Source organism: Pedomonas sp. V897 (assembly GCF_051304405.1).
In the GTDB taxonomy this organism is placed as follows: domain Bacteria; phylum Pseudomonadota; class Alphaproteobacteria; order Sphingomonadales; family Sphingomonadaceae; genus Pedomonas.
In genome coordinates, this window is the sequence record NZ_JBPPGG010000001.1 from 1,078,325 (window position 1) to 1,093,124 (window position 14,800).

Here is a 14,800-nt window from a genome sequence, read left to right on the forward strand (position 1 = left end):
TTCGCCCTCGATTGAGATGTCGTGTCGGCCGGAGAGTCTTGCAAGGCCGTCCCGCCGGGCCGTGGCTCCCGGGGGGTGTGCGTTGCGACGAACCGCTCCCTAGCGACCGTTCATCTTCTGACCTGCCTCGAGCATCTTGAGCCTGCGGCGTTGAACGCTTGAGGGGATTTTCAGTGCTTCGCGATATTTTGCCACCGTCCGGCGGGCGATGTCGAACTTTTCCGCAACAAGGATCTCCACCAGCTTGTCGTCGGACAGGATGGCGCCGGGCTTTTCCTGGTCGATCAGTTCCTTGATGCGCTGTTTGACCGCTTCGGCGGAGTGGGCGTCGCCGCCGTCGGCGGACTGGATGGCCGAGGTGAAGAAGTACTTCAGCTCGAACACGCCGCGATGGCAGGCGAGGAACTTGTTGGCCGTGACGCGCGAGACGGTCGACTCGTGCATGCCGATGGCCTCGGCGATGTGCTTGAGGTTGAGCGGCTTGAGCGCCCGCACGCCGTGCTCGAAGAAGTCCTCCTGCTGGCGCACCAGTTCGGTTGCCACCTTGAGGATGGTGCGGGCGCGCTGGTCCAGCGCCTTGACCAGCCAGTTGGCGGACTGGAGGCATTCGGAGAGGAACAGGCGCTCGGCCTTGGAGGCGCGGGCGCTCAGCTCGGCGTAGTAGGTGCGGTTGACGAGCACCCGGGGCAGGGTGGCGGCGTTCAGCTCCACGCCCCAGCCGCCCGAGGCCATCTTGCGCACGTAGATGTCCGGCACCACGGTCTGGGTGGTCACCGACCCGAAGGCGAGGCCGGGCTTGGGGTTGTAGCTGCGCAGTTCCTGGATCATGTCGGCCATGTCTTCCTGGTCGACGCCGCAGATGCGGCGCAGCGCGGCCAGGTCGCCGCGGGCCAGCAGGTCCAGGTTGTCGAGCAGGGCTTCCATGGCCGGGTCCAGCCGGTCCGCCTCCCGCGCCTGGATCTTCAGGCATTCGGAGAGGGAGCGGGCGCACACGCCGGCGGGGTCGAAGGTCTGGAGCACCGCCAGCACCTCCTCCGCCTGCGCCAGATCGATGCCCAGCCGCCGGGCCACCTCCTCCAGCGGCTCGCTGAGGTAGCCGGCTTCGTCCACCAGATCGATGAGGTAGGCGGCGATGGCGTGGGACCGGGGGTCGCGGAAGGCGGCGCGCGCCTGATCGTGCAGATGCTCGGCGAGGGTGGGCCGGTCGGCGGAGAGGCCGTCGATGCCCGGCAGGTCGTCGTCGCCCGCGCCGCCCGAGACCGCGCCCGCGCCGTTGAGGCTGAGCATGGAGCCCAGCTCGCCCTCGGGCGCGGTGCCGTCGGACATGCGGTCGGCCTCGCTGTCGTGGTGGTAGATCTCGGAGTCGATGTCCATGTCGAGCGGGGCATCGTCCCCGCCGGCCATGCCGCTGTCGAGGAGGGCATCGGTTGTCGGCACCTCGATGCCGCTGTCGAACAGGTCCGCGTCCGGGGCGGCTCCGTCGCCGTTCAGGGCCTCCCCGTTGAGGCCGTCACCATTGAGGCCATCGCCGTTCAGGCTGTCCCCGTCCGCGCTGTCGCCCCTGCCGTCCTCGTAGGCGGCGTGGTCCGGCGTCTCGTCCGGCCCGTCGGGGTCGGAGGCTTCGAGCAGCGGGTTCTTCTCCACCTCGGCGGCGACGAAGCTCTCCAGTTCCAGGTTCGTCAGCGCCAGGAGCTTGATCGCCTGCTGCAGCTGGGGAGTCATCACCAGCTGCTGGCCTTGGCGGAGATCGAGGCGGGGTCCCAGAACCATGGAGGCGCGGTTTCTCCCTTGCCCTAGAGCGAGAAGTGCTCGCCGAGATAGACCCGGCGAACCTGCGGATCGGCGACGAGGGCTGCGGGCGTCCCCTCGAACAGCACCTTGCCGTCATAGATAATGCAGGCGCGATCGACGATATCCAGGGTCTCGCGCACATTGTGGTCGGTGATGAGCACGCCGATGTCCCGGTCCTTGAGGTGGGCGACCAGTTCGCGGATGTCGGCGATGGAGATGGGGTCGATGCCGGCGAAGGGCTCGTCCAGCAGCATGATGGAGGGGGCGGCCGCCAGCGCCCGGGCGATTTCCACGCGCCGCCGCTCGCCGCCCGACAGCGCCAGGGCGGGCGACTTGCGCAGGCGGGTGATGGAGAACTCCTCCAGAAGCTGGTCGAGCCGGGCCATGCGCTCGTCCCGGTCCTTCACCACCACCTCCAGCACGGCGAGGATGTTTTCCTCGACGCTGAGGCCCCGGAAGATGGAAGTCTCCTGCGGCAGGTAGCCGAGGCCGAGCCCGGCGCGGCGGTACATGGGCAGGCGGGTGATGTCGAGCCCGTTCAGCATGATGCGGCCGTGGTCCGGCAGCACCAGGCCCATGATCGAATAGAAGCAGGTGGTCTTGCCCGCGCCGTTGGGGCCGAGCAGGCCCACCACCTCGCCGCGATGGACGGAGAGGGAGACGTCGCGCAGGACGGCGCGGCTGTCGTAGGACTTGGCGATGGAGACGACATGCAGCCCGGCCTGCTCCGCCGTGGCGGTGTCTGCCGGTTCGGTCTGGATGTCCCTGCCGAGAGTGCCGTCTGTCATGGTTCACCGTCGCCTTGAGTCGTGGCTAAAGCATTACGTTTAACAAATAGTGTTCCACCCCCGCGAGCTGGCCCAGAATATGCATGTGCCCGCGGGATGAAAAGCCGGCAAAGGGTGCCATGCACGCGCTGCGCCTGATTCAGGAGGGCGCCTGTTGAAGAGGTGCGCCTAGGGCTGCTGCTCGTCGCGCGGCGGCACCACGAAGCGGCCGGAGACGCGGTTGCGACTCTCGCCGGCCTGGGTCTGGGTCGGCGTGCCGTCGAGGCGCATGATGCCGGTGTCCAGATTGACCTGGAGGCGGTCGCCGTTGAGCACGGACTCGCCCTTGAACAGCCGCACGTTGCCGACCAGCGTGATCTGGCGCTGCTTGACGTCGTAGATGCCGTAGTTGCCCCGGGCCTGTTCCGAGGGGGAGTTGAGCCGCACGTTGCCGTTGGCGTCGATGCGCAGGATGGCCAGGTTCTCGCCCTCGGCGCGCTGGTAGTAGACGCGCACCGTCTCGGCCTGGAGCGTCAGGTTGGCCTGATCCACCCGCACGTTGCCCTGAAAGACGGCCAGGTTTTCCTTGTCGCGCACCTCGATGCGGTCGGCGTCCACGTCGATGGTGGCGCCTGTGTCGTGGCGGCGCAGGGCGGAGATGTCCTGTGCGGCCACATCCCGCGGGGTTCCGACCCCCAGTGCGGCCATTGCGGCCAAACCTGCCAGCCACCAGCGCATGTCTGCCCTCTTTCCTTGTCGAGCGCCCCTCAGGACCGGGGCGTGATCCGCATTTTGGTGCGGCCTTCGAAAACCACCGTTTCGGCGCTGATGTCGGCGCGGAAGCGCTGCGCCCGGAACGTGCCGAGGGGGCCGTTCCCCTCCACGCCGTCCGATCCGTAAGCGGTCTTGGAGGCCAAGTCCACGATAGCGTTTCGTGTGGTGAACCGATAGCCCCGGTCGGTTGTCAGCACCAGGGGCCCGGTCGCCTTGAGCTGCTTGCGGTCCAGGTCATAGCTGCCGGTCTCAGCCTTCACCCGCACCACGTCGTTGGCCATGGCCATCTGGGCGGAGACCTCCTCCAGCTCCACCACCGGCGTTGCGGAGGTGCGCTGCACGGCGCGGCGGGCGGTGATCTCGAAGGGGCGGCCCCGCTCGTCCGTGCCCCGGTAGCGCGGCGATTCCATGCGCAGCCGCTCCGGGCTCACCTCCACCCGGTCCTTGGACAGCACGAACGACATCTCCTGCCCGCTCACCAGCGGCCACACCAGCACGGTCAGCAGCAGCAGCACCGAGGCGCCCGGCATGAGCACCCGCATCAGCCGGACGAACCGGTCGTAGCCGCCGCCCACCCGGGGGCCGCGCAGGGCGCCGGCGCGCCAGTCGGGGAGAGGGGGCGATTTCGGCGTCACGCGTGTGCAAAGATGTCGGTGTCGGGCCAGCCAAGCAGGTCCAGCTCGGCCCGGTAGGGCAGGAAGTCGAAGCAGGCCTGCGCCAGGGCGGTGCGGCCCTCGCGGGCCAGCCGCTCGTCCAGCACGGCCTTCATGCGGTGCAGGTAGCGCACGTCTCCGGCGGCGTACTCCTTCTGCGCGTCGGTGAGCACGTCCGCGCCCCAGTCGGAGGACTGCTGCTGCTTGGAGATGTCCACGCCCAGCAGCTCCTTGGCCAGGTCCTTGAGGCCGTGGCGGTCGGTGTAGGTGCGGACCAGCTTGGAGGCGATCTTGGTGCAGTAGACCGGGCGCACCGTGACGCCCAGATAGTGCTTCAGCACCGCCAGATCGAAGCGGGCGAAGTGAAACAGCTTCAGCTGATTCGGGTTCTCCAGCACACGCTTCAGGTTCGGCGCGTCGTACTGTCCCGGACGGAACCGCACCAGATGCTCGTCGCCCTGGCCGTCGGACAGCTGCACGACGCACAGCCGGTCGCGCGAGGGGACCAGCCCCAGGGTTTCGGTATCAACTGCAATCGTGCCCTCGGTCAGAACGCCGGCCGGCAGATCGCCCTCGTGAAGATAGATTGCCATGGCGGAGGCTTAGCGATTTCAGAGGCGCAGGCCAATGGTGAAACGCGCCGCAGTGGGGGCTGTTCGGCAATTTTTTTGCAGCATTCGGCGCGAAGGCGGGGAGAGGCAACCAAAAGAAAGGCGGGACGGCCGGGTGGCCGCCCCGCTGCTGCCGGGATTTGTCCGGGATTTGTCCGGTCCATCTCCCGGCCTCTCTGACCTTCGGGAGCGGGCGCTCCGCCCGTCGGCCGATCAGCCGAACAGGCGGTTGGCCACCTCGGCCACGTGGCGGCCCTGATGGCGGGCGCCTTCCAGTTCGGTCTCGCTCGGCCAGCGGGAGCCGTCGCCGCCGGTGATGGTGGTGGCGCCGTAGGGGCTGCACCCGGTCATCTCGTCGATGCGGGCCTGGGCCTGGAAGGAGTAGGGCAGGCCCACCACCACCATGCCGAAGTGCAGCATGTTGGTGATGAGGGAGAACAGGGTGGTCTCCTGGCCGCCGTGCTGGCTGGCGGTGGCGGTGAAGGCCGCGCCCACCTTGCCGTTGAGCGCGCCGCGCGCCCACAGGCCGCCGCCCTGATCGAGGAAGTTGGCCATCTGCGAGGAGATGCGGCCGAACCGGGTGCCGGTGCCGATGATGATGGCGTCGTAGTTGGCCAGATCCTCGATGGAGGCGACGGGCGCTTCCTGATCCAGCTTGTAGTAGGCCTTGCGCGCCACCTCTTCCGGCACCAGCTCGGGCACGCGCTTGATGTCGACGGTTGCGCCCGCCTCGCGCGCGCCTTCGGCGACCGCCTGGGCCATCTTCTCGATATGGCCGTAGGACGAATAGTACAGAACCAGCACTTTGCTCATGTTGCTTTAATCCACCTGACTTAAACAAGGACAAACGAAGACGTTGCGGCCGCCCGCACCGGCCGGTCCGCGTCGATCGGACCGGAGGCGATACGGGAACCGAACGGGAGGGTCTAGCGGGAGGGGCGCTCCCCCGGCCCTGACCTTTTGATCAAGGGCCGGGGCGGGAGCGCTTTCAGGCCGCGTCCACCAGCACCAGTTCCGCGTCCTCCAGCGCGGAAATGCTGAGCGTGTGCTCGCCGGTGATCGCCGCGCCATCGCGGGTGTTGACGCGCACGCCGTTCACCGACACCGCGCCGACGGCGGGCACCAGATAGGCGTGGCGGTCGGGGGTGAGGGTGTATTCCACCGTCTCGCCCGCCTTCAGGGTGGCGCCCAGCACGCGGGCATGGGCGTTGATGTGCAGGGCGTCCGTGTCTTCCTCGTAGCCGCTGGCCAGCGCCACGAGGCGGCCGGAGCGATCGCCCTTGGGGAAGGGCTTGGCCCCCCACGAGGGCGGGGCGCCCGGCAGGTCGGTCTCGATCCAGATCTGGAACACGGTCGTCGGCTCCAGCTCCATGTTGTACTCGGCGTGGACGATGCCGCTGCCCGCCGCCATCACCTGCACGTCGCCCGCCTCGGTGCGGCCGATGTTGCCCTGGTTGTCCTGATGGGTGATCGCGCCGGAGCGGACATAGGTGATGATCTCCATGTCCTCGTGCGGGTGGGGCGGGAAGCCGCTGCGGGGCGCGATGGTGTCGTCGTTCCACACCAGGATCCGCCCCCAGCCCATGCGGGCCGGGTTGTAGTAGCTGGAGAAGGAGAAGTGGTAGCGCACCTGGAGCCAGCCGTGGTTGGCGTGGCCCAGACTGTCAAACGGGCGAAGATCAATCATGCTGGCCTCTCGGGGTGTATCAGCGTCTTGACCCCGAAAATAATGCGGCCACCATGTTGCGAAATCCGCGACAATCGAAATTCAGAGTTTCCGGTTTGGAGACTGGCGGGCGCACCCCGCAGCGGTGCAAGGCGTTGTTTCCCGCGAAAAACGGAAAGGAAAACCGCCCATGATCGACCTGGTGATCGAGACACGCTGCCGCAATCTGGGCGGCTTCGAGGTGGGGCGGGTGCTGCCCTATGCCAAGCGGCGCATGGTCGGGCCGTTCATCTTCTTCGACCGCATGGGGCCGGTCACCTTTCCCGCCGGGCTGCCGCGCAGTGTCGACGTGCGCCCGCACCCGCACATCGGCATCTCCACCATCACCTACCTGTTCGAGGGCGAGATCATGCACCGGGACAGCCTGGGCACGGAGCAGCCCATCCGCCCCGGCGAGGTGAACTGGATGACCGCCGGGCGCGGCATCACCCACAGCGAGCGGTTCGAGCGGGCGCGCCGCGAGGGCGGGCGGATGGACGGCATCCAGGCCTGGGTCGCCCTGCCGGAGGCGGACGAGGAAACCGACCCCGGCTTCGAGCATGTGAGCGGCGCGGCCCTGCCGGTGTGGGAGGATGACGGCGTCTGGGGCCGGGTGGTGGCGGGCGAGGCCTTCGGCCTCAAGGCCGGGGTGCGCACCTTCTCCCCCATGGCCTATGTGCATCTGGAAATGCAGGCGGGCCGCCGCGTCGCCGTGCCGGAGGCCTACACCGAGCGGGCAGCCTACATCGCCTCGGGCAGCGTGGAGGTGGGCGGCCGCCGCCATGAGGCGGGCCGGATGCTGGTGTTCACCCCGCGCCAGCCGGTCACGCTCGCGGCGGTGGAGCCGGCCTCGGTGATGCTGGTGGCAGGCGAGCCGCTCGGCCCGCGCTTCATCGACTGGAACTTCGTCTCCTCCTCGAAGGAGCGCATCGAGCAGGCCAAGGCGGACTGGCGCGCCGGGCGCATGAAGCTGCCGGACCTCGACAACAGCGAGTTCATTCCCCTGCCGGGCGAGCCCGTGCCGCCGCCCAACCCCATGTCCTGACCCCGAATCCTGCGAAATCCGGCTCCTGATCCGGGGAAATCGTGCCTGCGCGCGACGAATGGAGCGCGCAGGCGCTTTGCATTTGCCGCCGGAGTCGATACACCGCCGCAGAGAATAATATATGGTATACTATGGAGAGGCGGATGCGGCGGGCACTCATGCGGACGGAGCGCGCACTCGGGGCTGTGCTGGGCCTGGCGGCGGCCGCCTTGCCGCTGGCGGCGCAGGCGGAGGCGCTGAAGGTCGCGTCGCCAAACGGCCGCGTCGAGATCGTGTTCGACCTCGATGCCGCGCAGCAGGCCACCTATGCCATCTCCTTCAACGGGCAGACGGTCATCGCGCCCTCGCCGCTGGGGCTGAACCTGGACAAGGGCGGGCGGCTCGGCGCGGGGCTCACCGTCACCGGCGCGGTGCGGCGCACGGCGGATACCACCTACACCCTGCCCTTCGCCAAGGTCAGCACCGCCCGCGACCGCTACAACGAGCTGGCCGTCGATCTGCGCGAGACGGGCGCGTCGGGGCGGGCGCTGCAACTGGTGTTCCGCGCCTATGACGACGGCGCGGCCTTCCGCTACCGCCTGCCGCAGCAGCCCGAGCTGGAGGCGGTGGTCATCCGCAGCGAGCTGACCGAGTTCGACTTCCCCGCCGACTATGCCTGCTGGGGCCTCAACCTCGGCCGGTTCGATACCGCTCACGAGGGCGAGTACGACCCCGTCCGGGCCTCGCACATGCGCCCGCACCACCTTTATGAGGCGCCGCTGGTGTGCCGCACCGGCGCGGGCGAGACCACCTTCGCCATCGCCGAGGCGGATCTGAAGAACTACGCGGGCATGTACCTTCAAGGCCGGGCCGACGGCGGGCTGGGGGTGCAGGCGCGCCTCTCGCCCCGGCTGGAGGATCGCAAGGCGGCGGTGCGCACCCGCATCGGCTCGGACATCCTCTCGCCCTGGCGGGTGGTGATGCTGGGCGAGACGCCGGGCAGGCTGATCGAGTCGACCCTCATCACCAACCTCAACCCGGACCCCGACCCCGCCCTCGACTTCTCGTGGGTGAAGCCGGGCAAGGCGGCGTGGGACTGGTGGAACGGCCCCACCCTGGCCAGCGTGCCCGAAGCGGGCATGAACAACGAAACCCTCATGGCCTTCATCGACTTCGCCGCCGAGGCGGGGCTGGAGTACATGCTCATCGACGAGGGCTGGTACGCCGGCGCGGGCGGCGGCGGCACGGTGCGCCCGGGCGTGGACGTAACCCGCACCCGGCCGGAGATCGACCTGCCGTTCCTGGTGGACTACGCCCGCCGCAAGGGCGTGGGGCTGTGGCTGTGGCTCAACTGGCAGGCGCTGGACGCCCAGATGGAGGAGGCGCTCGCCTTCTACGCGAAGCTGGGCATCAAGGGCATCAAGGTGGATTTCATGGACCGGGACGACCAGGAGATGGTCGACTGGTTCCACAAGGTGCTGGCCGCCACTGCCCGCCACCGGCTGATGGTCAACCTGCACGGGGCCTACAAGCCGACCGGCCTCATCCGCACCTGGCCGCATTTCCTGACGCAGGAAGGCGTGCTGGGCGCGGAGTACAACAAGTGGACCCGGCGCATCACCGCCGGCCACAACGTGATGCTGGCCTACACCCGCCTGCTGCTGGGGCCGATGGACTACACCCCCGGCGGCTTCCTCAACGTGAAGCCGGAGGACTTCACCATCCGCCTCGCCCCGCCGTTCGTGCAGACGACCCGGGGGCAGGGCCTGGCCATGTATGTGGTCTATGACAGCCCCTTCGGCGTGGTGGCGGACAGCCCGGACAACCTGCGCGGCCAGCCGGGGCTGGACTTCATCTCGCTCGTGCCGACCACCTGGGACGAGACCCGCGTGGTGGGCGGCGCGTTCGGCGAGGCGATCATCATCGCCCGCCGCAAGGGGAAGGACTGGTTCGTCGGCGCCATGACCAACGAGGAGGGGCGCACGGTCGAGGTGCCGCTCGATTTCCTCGGCAAGGGCCGCTACCGGCTCACCATCTGGACCGATGGCGATACGCCCGCCGCGCTTGCCGTCGAGACGCGCCGCCTCGGCGCGAACGACCGCGCGCCGGTCCGCCTGACGCTCGCCCCCAGCGGCGGCGGCGTGCTGCACTTCAAGGCGGAGTAGGGCGCACCCGTCTGCTCAGGACTGCTGCTCAGGACTGCGGGCGCGACGGGCTCCACTTGCCGATCCCGGCATAGAGCGCGTCGCGCAGCGCTTTGACCTTGCGGTTGAGCGCGTGCAGATCCTCGGGCGGCTGGCCGGAGGCCGCCACCAGCGCCTCGCCCAGGCAGCCCGCCTGCGGCCGCAGGGCGCGGCCCGCGTCGGTCAGCGCGATGACCACCTGCCGCTCGTTGTCCGGGTTGCGGGTGCGGCGCACCAGCCCCGCCGCCTCCAGCCGCTTGAGCACCGGCGTGAGCGTGCTCGACTCGAGCGCGAGCTGCTCGGCGATTCCGCCCACGGTCTGCCCGTCCTCCCGCCACAGCACGTTCAGCACCAGATACTGCGGGTAGGTGAGCCCGAGCGTGTCCAGCAGGGGCTTGTAAAGGCGCTGGATGGCCATGCCGGCCGAATAGATGGCGTAGCAGAGCTGGTCATCCAGCGGCAGCGGCGGGTTGGGTTGGTCGGTCATGGCGAAGGCCTTGCTCCTGATGTTCGCCGCGGTCTGACGCATTGTTCTCGCCAAAATACATATCGCGATAAAAATTCGGTTGCAAACCTTTCCGTCGAGGCGTATGTGAATGGTTATCGCGATAACTGTTATCGCAGAATGATGCAGCCCGACCCGTTCCAACCGCACGGACCGTGCAGGCAGGACCAACAGACAGCACAAGGAGACCCCCGATGGACATTCTGTATCGCACCGAAGCCACCGCCACCGGCGGCCGCACTGGCCAGGCCCGCACCACCGACGGCGCGTTCAGCGTTGCGCTCGTCACCCCGAAGGAGCTGGGCGGCCCGGGCGGCGCGGGTGCCAACCCGGAGCAGCTGTTCGCCTCCGGCTACGCCGCCTGCTTCCTCGGCGCGCTCAAGTTCGTGGCGGCCCAGCGCAAGGTGCAGCTGCCGGAGGACAGCGCCGTCACCGCCGCCGTTGGTATCGGCAAGCGTGACGACGGCGAGGGCTTCGGCCTCGACGTGGCGCTGACCATCGCGCTGCCGGGCATCGACGCCGCGCTGGCCCGCGCGCTGGTCGATCAGGCCCACATCGTGTGCCCCTATTCGCACCTGGCGCGCCGCGGCCTCGACGTGCGGCTGGCGCTGGCGGACTAAGTCCGGTTCGCGTTTCGTTGCGTCGCGTTTCGTTGCGTCGCGTAGCGGCAGACGGGCACCCCCGGCCCGTCTGCCGTTTTGCGTTTGGGGGCGAATCGGCATGTGCCGCGACTGAGCCAGGGCGCACCTCAGCCAGGGCGCACCTCAGGGCGGGGCGATTTTTTTTGAGGGGAGCTTTTGCGCAGGCACAAAAAAACGGCAGGGTTCTGCCGTTGGCGTGCGTCCGCGCGCGTTCCTGAAACGGTTTTCAGGGCGCTTTGTTCTGCTCTCGTGATTTCTTGTGAGAGAGTTTCTTGGGTGTTCTCTGGGATAACTTTCTTGCGCGCTCTCGGGGAGAGAGCGGTGGTGCCCAGGAGAGGACTCGAACCTCCACGCCCGTGAAGGCGCTAGCACCTGAAGCTAGTGCGTCTACCAATTCCGCCACCTGGGCACGGGGCTAAGAAAGTCTTGATGCGTTCAAGTGCGAGGCGAGCGTTTAAGGGGGGCCGGGCAGCTTGTCAACAACATTGTCATCATAAATTTCATAGGGCAGAAGTGGCTCGCGTTTTCACAGTCTCGCCCGGAGGCATTACCCATGGCTTATGGTTTGTACACGGTGTTCGGCGGGTCGGGTTTCCTCGGCCGTCATGTGGTGCAGCGGCTGGCTGCCCAGGGGCACCGGGTGCGCGTTGCGGTCCGCCGGCCCGATCTGGCGGCCTTTCTGAAGCCCCTTGGCCACGTCGGCCAGATCCAGATTGTCACGGTGAACGTGCGCGATCCCGAATCGGTGGCGCGCGCCGTGGCCGGTGCGACGGGAGTGGTCAATCTGGTGGGGATTCTCTCGGAATCCGGCCAGCAGAAGTTCGAGAAGGTGCACGTGGACGGCGCGGCCAACGTGGCCCGCGCGGCGGCCGCGGCGGGGTGCCGGTCGCTGGTCCACGTCTCCGCCATCGGGGCGGACGCGGCGTCCGAGGTGGGCTATGCCCGCACCAAGGCGCTGGGCGAGGCGCGGGTGCGTGAGGCCTTCCCGCAGGCGACGATCCTTCGCCCCTCGGTGATGTTCGGCCCCGAGGACACCTTCCTCAACCGCTTCGCCGGTCTCATCAAGATGCTGCCCTTCGTGCCGGTGATCTGCGGCGCGACCCGGTTCCAGCCGGTCTACGTGGGCGACGTGGCCGAGGCGGCCGTCCGCTCGCTTCTGGACCCGGCCCGCTACGGCGGCCGCACCTTCGAACTGGGCGGCCCGGCCGTGCGCACCATGCGCGAGATTCTCGCCTATGTGCGCCAGGAGATCATGAGCAAGAAGGAACTGGTCACCATCCCCGACGCGCTGGCGCGGATTCAGGCCGCCGTGCTCGGCCTCCTGCCCAGGGCGCCGCTGACCACCGACCAGCTGCGGATGCTCCAGCGGGACAATGTGGCGGCCCCGGGCAGCGAAGGGCTGGACGCGTTCGGCATCGAGCCGACGCCGATGGAGGCGATCGCGCCCCGCTATCTGGTGCTCTATCGCCCCAAGGGCAGCTTCTCGCGGCCCATCGACACCCTTCCGTCCAGGGGCTGAGACCCGGACCATTCCAGCGCAGGCGCGCTGTTCGGCGGCACGGGGGACCGGCCGGCCGAATGGCGCGCCTCGTCTGTTTTTCCGGTGGGCCTTTTGTGCTCTAAGGGAGCCGAATCGCGACTGTTGCGAACGGGAGGCTCCGTGGAAGGCATCCAACTCATCAAGGTCATCGTTCTGGGTCTGCTCGAAGGGCTGACCGAGTTCATTCCGGTCTCGTCCACCGGCCATCTGGTGCTGGGCGGCCACTTCCTCGGCTTCGAGGACGCGGGCAACACCTTCAAGATCGCCATCCAGCTCGGCGCGATTCTCGCCATCTGCGTTGCCTACCGCGAAAAGCTGGCGTGGGTGACGCAAGGCCTCGTCCGCCGCGACCGGGAGGCCCTGCGCTTCACCACGGTGGTGCTGCTGGGCTTCCTGCCCGCCATGCTCGTGGGCGTCGTCGCCTACGACAACATCAAGGCGCTGCTGAACAACCCCTGGGGCGTCGCCTGGGCGCTGGTGATCGGCGGCATCGCCATCCTCGCCATCGAGCGGCGGGTGAAGCGGGTGCAATACGCCCGCGTCGAGGACTTCAGCGCGGGGCTGGCGCTGCGCATCGGCTTCGTCCAGTGCCTGGCCATGATCCCCGGCGTCTCCCGCTCGGGCGCGACCATCATGGGCTCCCTGCTCATGGGCGTCGATCGCAAGGCGGCGGCGGAATACTCCTTCTTCCTCGCGGTGCCGACCATGGCGGCGGCCACGGTCTACGACCTCTACAAGCAGTGGGACGTGCTGGACTTCAGCCAGGGCGCCTACATCGTCATCGGCTTCGTCCTCGCCTTCGCCTCGGCGCTGGCGGTGGTCAAGACGCTGGTGGCGTTCGTGGGCAAGCACGGCTTCGCGCCCTTCGCCTGGTATCGAATCGTCATCGGCGGACTCGCCCTCGCGCTGCTGTTCCTCGGTAAATAGGTCCGATCCGGTACTATCTCGGTCTGAAACCGACCGCGCCCACCGGAACCGGCGGGCTCCGGCTGGTCTTTTGTGTAAAATAATTGCGAATTTAGTCAGTATTGCTGTCATAACGCCCATTTTTCAGTGGAACGGCGGGCTGAGTTCCTGTAGTCACGCAATCACCTGACCCGAACGGAGCGTCGGGGTGAATTTTTATTGCTCAGCGAGAACAACAGGAGTCGCCCATGGCCAAGTCCAGGATGCTGCAATTCGTCAGCGTGGATCAGGCTTATCCGGAAAAACGCCCCGCCGACGTGCGCCGGAGCGACTTCCTGGAGATTTACGGCGGCTACATCGCGGAGAAGGCCACCGAGCAGGCCAGCCGCTGCTCCCAGTGCGGCGTGCCCTTCTGCTCGGTGCACTGCCCGCTGCACAACAACATCCCCGACTGGCTGAAGCTCACCGCCGAGGGGCGGCTGGAGGAAGCCTACGAGATTTCCTCCGCCACCTCGTCCATGCCGGAGATCTGCGGCCGCATCTGCCCGCAGGACCGTCTGTGCGAGGGCAACTGCGTCATCGAGAAGGGCTTCAACTCGGTCACCATCGGCTCGGTGGAGAAGTTCATCACCGATACCGCCTGGGAGAACGGCTGGGTCAAGCCGCTGCGCCCGCTGGCGGACCGCTCGTCCCAGTCGGTCGCCATCATCGGCGCGGGCCCGGCGGGCCTCTCCGCCGCCGAGCAGCTGCGCCTCAAGGGCTATGAGGTGCACGTCTACGACCGGCACGACCGCCCGGGCGGCCTGCTGATCTACGGCATCCCCGGCTTCAAGCTGGAGAAGCAGGTGGTGGAGCGCCGCACGAAGCGTCTGGCCGAGGGCGGCATCATCTTCCACACCAGCTTCGAGGTGGGCCGCGACGCAACGCTTGCCGAACTGCGCGAGAAGCATGATGCCGTGCTCATCGCCACCGGCGTCTACCGGGCGCGCGACCTCAAGGCCCCGGGCAGCGGCCTGGCCGGCATCGTGCCCGCGCTCGAGTATCTGACCGCCTCCAACCGCCTGTCGCTGGGCGACACCGTGCCCGAGTACGAGAACGGCACCCTCAACGCGGCGGGCAAGAACGTGGTGGTCATCGGCGGCGGCGACACCGCCATGGACTGCGTGCGCACCGCCGTCCGCCAGGGCGCGAAATCGGTGAAGTGCCTCTACCGCCGCGACCGGGAGAACATGCCCGGCTCCATGCGCGAGGTGAAGAACGCCGAGGAGGAGGGCGTCGAGTTCGTGTGGCTCTCCGCCCCCGAGGCGTTCCACGGCAAGGACGCGGTGGAGGCGGTGCAGGTCATCCGCATGCGCCTCGGCGCGCCGGACGCCACCGGCCGCCGCCTGCCCGAGCCGGAGCCCGAGTCCTCCTTCCTGCTGGAGGCGGATCTGGTCATCAAGGCACTGGGCTTCGAGCCGGAGGAGCTGCCGGTGCTGTTCCACGCGCCGGAGCTGAGCGTCACCCGCTGGGGCACGGTCCGCGTCGACCACCAGACCCAGATGACCAACCTCGACGGCGTGTTCGCCGCGGGCGACATCGTGCGGGGCGCGAGCCTCGTGGTGTGGGCCATCCGCGACGGCCGCGACGCCGCCCGCGCCATCCACGACTATCTGGCGGCGCGCGTGGCGGCCAAAGCCGCCTGAGCCCGGCCTGACCCC

14 protein-coding genes and 1 tRNA gene are annotated in these 14,800 nt (G+C 68.2%); 6 read left to right on the plus strand and 9 right to left on the minus strand.

Translation table 11 applies throughout. The features are described from left to right. Window positions 1–99: 99 nt before the first annotated feature. From rpoN to ACSJJU_RS05160, 7 genes are all read right to left on the minus strand, one after another. The gene (gene rpoN, locus ACSJJU_RS05130) at window positions 100–1,770 is read right to left on the minus strand and encodes an RNA polymerase factor sigma-54 (RefSeq protein WP_435914140.1); all 1,671 of its coding nucleotides are present in this window, start codon (window positions 1,768–1,770) and stop codon (window positions 100–102) included. 23 nt (window positions 1,771–1,793) lie between these two features. Next, complete coding sequence (gene lptB, locus ACSJJU_RS05135; protein WP_435914141.1) at window positions 1,794–2,579, minus strand: LPS export ABC transporter ATP-binding protein; 786 nt, start codon at window positions 2,577–2,579, stop codon at window positions 1,794–1,796. A 168-nt stretch (window positions 2,580–2,747) separates the two neighbouring features. Continuing rightward, window positions 2,748–3,296, minus strand: a complete 549-nt coding sequence (locus ACSJJU_RS05140; protein WP_435914142.1) for an LptA/OstA family protein — start codon at window positions 3,294–3,296, stop codon at window positions 2,748–2,750. A gap of 29 nt (window positions 3,297–3,325) precedes the next feature. Further along, a complete protein-coding gene (lptC, locus tag ACSJJU_RS05145) occupies window positions 3,326–3,967 on the minus strand; it encodes an LPS export ABC transporter periplasmic protein LptC (protein WP_435914143.1) in 642 nt (213 codons plus the stop codon). Then, window positions 3,964–4,578 (minus strand): ribonuclease D, encoded by a 615-nt coding sequence (locus tag ACSJJU_RS05150; RefSeq protein ID WP_435914144.1) that lies wholly within the window; start codon window positions 4,576–4,578, stop codon window positions 3,964–3,966. The genes lptC and ACSJJU_RS05150 overlap by 4 nt, the downstream gene beginning before the upstream one ends. 231 nt (window positions 4,579–4,809) lie before the next feature. Further along, window positions 4,810–5,409 (minus strand): NAD(P)H:quinone oxidoreductase, encoded by a 600-nt coding sequence (gene wrbA / locus ACSJJU_RS05155; RefSeq protein WP_435914145.1) that lies wholly within the window; start codon window positions 5,407–5,409, stop codon window positions 4,810–4,812. Window positions 5,410–5,584: 175 nt separating this feature from the next. Continuing rightward, window positions 5,585–6,283, minus strand: coding sequence for a pirin family protein (locus tag ACSJJU_RS05160; RefSeq protein ID WP_435914146.1), 699 nt, complete (start codon window positions 6,281–6,283; stop codon window positions 5,585–5,587). A 169-nt stretch (window positions 6,284–6,452) separates the two neighbouring features. On the opposite strand from ACSJJU_RS05160, the gene ACSJJU_RS05165 reads away from it, so the two are divergent. Continuing rightward, window positions 6,453–7,346 carry a pirin family protein gene (locus ACSJJU_RS05165; RefSeq protein WP_435914147.1) on the plus strand — a complete coding sequence of 298 codons (894 nt, stop codon included), beginning with the start codon at window positions 6,453–6,455 and terminating at the stop codon, window positions 7,344–7,346. 143 nt (window positions 7,347–7,489) lie between these two features. Then, on the plus strand, window positions 7,490–9,490 hold the full coding sequence (locus ACSJJU_RS05170) for a glycoside hydrolase family 97 protein (RefSeq protein WP_435914148.1): 2,001 nt from the start codon (window positions 7,490–7,492) through the stop codon (window positions 9,488–9,490). Between the two features lie 28 nt (window positions 9,491–9,518). Here ACSJJU_RS05170 and ACSJJU_RS05175 read toward each other — a convergent pair whose 3' ends face one another. Continuing rightward, window positions 9,519–9,995, minus strand: a complete 477-nt coding sequence (locus ACSJJU_RS05175) for a MarR family winged helix-turn-helix transcriptional regulator (RefSeq protein WP_435914149.1) — start codon at window positions 9,993–9,995, stop codon at window positions 9,519–9,521. 212 nt (window positions 9,996–10,207) lie between these two features. On the opposite strand from ACSJJU_RS05175, the gene ACSJJU_RS05180 reads away from it, so the two are divergent. Further along, on the plus strand, window positions 10,208–10,633 hold the full coding sequence (locus tag ACSJJU_RS05180; protein WP_435914151.1) for an organic hydroperoxide resistance protein: 426 nt from the start codon (window positions 10,208–10,210) through the stop codon (window positions 10,631–10,633). Between the two features lie 343 nt (window positions 10,634–10,976). Here the strand turns inward: ACSJJU_RS05180 and ACSJJU_RS05185 are convergent. Next, window positions 10,977–11,063, minus strand: a tRNA-Leu gene (locus ACSJJU_RS05185). A gap of 144 nt (window positions 11,064–11,207) precedes the next feature. On the opposite strand from ACSJJU_RS05185, the gene ACSJJU_RS05190 reads away from it, so the two are divergent. From ACSJJU_RS05190 to ACSJJU_RS05200, 3 genes are all read left to right on the plus strand, one after another. Continuing rightward, a complete protein-coding gene (locus ACSJJU_RS05190) occupies window positions 11,208–12,173 on the plus strand; it encodes a complex I NDUFA9 subunit family protein (RefSeq protein ID WP_435914152.1) in 966 nt (321 codons plus the stop codon). A 150-nt stretch (window positions 12,174–12,323) separates the two neighbouring features. After that, window positions 12,324–13,121, plus strand: coding sequence for an undecaprenyl-diphosphate phosphatase (locus ACSJJU_RS05195; protein ID WP_435914384.1), 798 nt, complete (start codon window positions 12,324–12,326; stop codon window positions 13,119–13,121). A 227-nt stretch (window positions 13,122–13,348) separates the two neighbouring features. Continuing rightward, window positions 13,349–14,785, plus strand: coding sequence for an NAD(P)-dependent oxidoreductase (locus tag ACSJJU_RS05200; protein ID WP_435914153.1), 1,437 nt, complete (start codon window positions 13,349–13,351; stop codon window positions 14,783–14,785). Window positions 14,786–14,800: the final 15 nt, after the last annotated feature.

Coding starts and splice junctions, on each gene's coding strand:
- rpoN (WP_435914140.1), bottom strand. CDS start 1,770: ATGGTTCTGGGACCCCGCCTCGATCTCCGCCAAGGCCAGCAGCTGGTG.
- lptB (WP_435914141.1), bottom strand. CDS start 2,579: ATGACAGACGGCACTCTCGGCAGGGACATCCAGACCGAACCGGCAGAC.
- ACSJJU_RS05140 (WP_435914142.1), bottom strand. CDS start 3,296: ATGCGCTGGTGGCTGGCAGGTTTGGCCGCAATGGCCGCACTGGGGGTC.
- ACSJJU_RS05150 (WP_435914144.1), bottom strand. CDS start 4,578: ATGGCAATCTATCTTCACGAGGGCGATCTGCCGGCCGGCGTTCTGACC.
- wrbA (WP_435914145.1), bottom strand. CDS start 5,409: ATGAGCAAAGTGCTGGTTCTGTACTATTCGTCCTACGGCCATATCGAG.
- ACSJJU_RS05160 (WP_435914146.1), bottom strand. CDS start 6,283: ATGATTGATCTTCGCCCGTTTGACAGTCTGGGCCACGCCAACCACGGC.
- ACSJJU_RS05165 (WP_435914147.1), top strand. CDS start 6,453: ATGATCGACCTGGTGATCGAGACACGCTGCCGCAATCTGGGCGGCTTC.
- ACSJJU_RS05170 (WP_435914148.1), top strand. CDS start 7,490: ATGCGGCGGGCACTCATGCGGACGGAGCGCGCACTCGGGGCTGTGCTG.
- ACSJJU_RS05175 (WP_435914149.1), bottom strand. CDS start 9,995: ATGACCGACCAACCCAACCCGCCGCTGCCGCTGGATGACCAGCTCTGC.
- ACSJJU_RS05180 (WP_435914151.1), top strand. CDS start 10,208: ATGGACATTCTGTATCGCACCGAAGCCACCGCCACCGGCGGCCGCACT.
- ACSJJU_RS05190 (WP_435914152.1), top strand. CDS start 11,208: ATGGCTTATGGTTTGTACACGGTGTTCGGCGGGTCGGGTTTCCTCGGC.
- ACSJJU_RS05200 (WP_435914153.1), top strand. CDS start 13,349: ATGGCCAAGTCCAGGATGCTGCAATTCGTCAGCGTGGATCAGGCTTAT.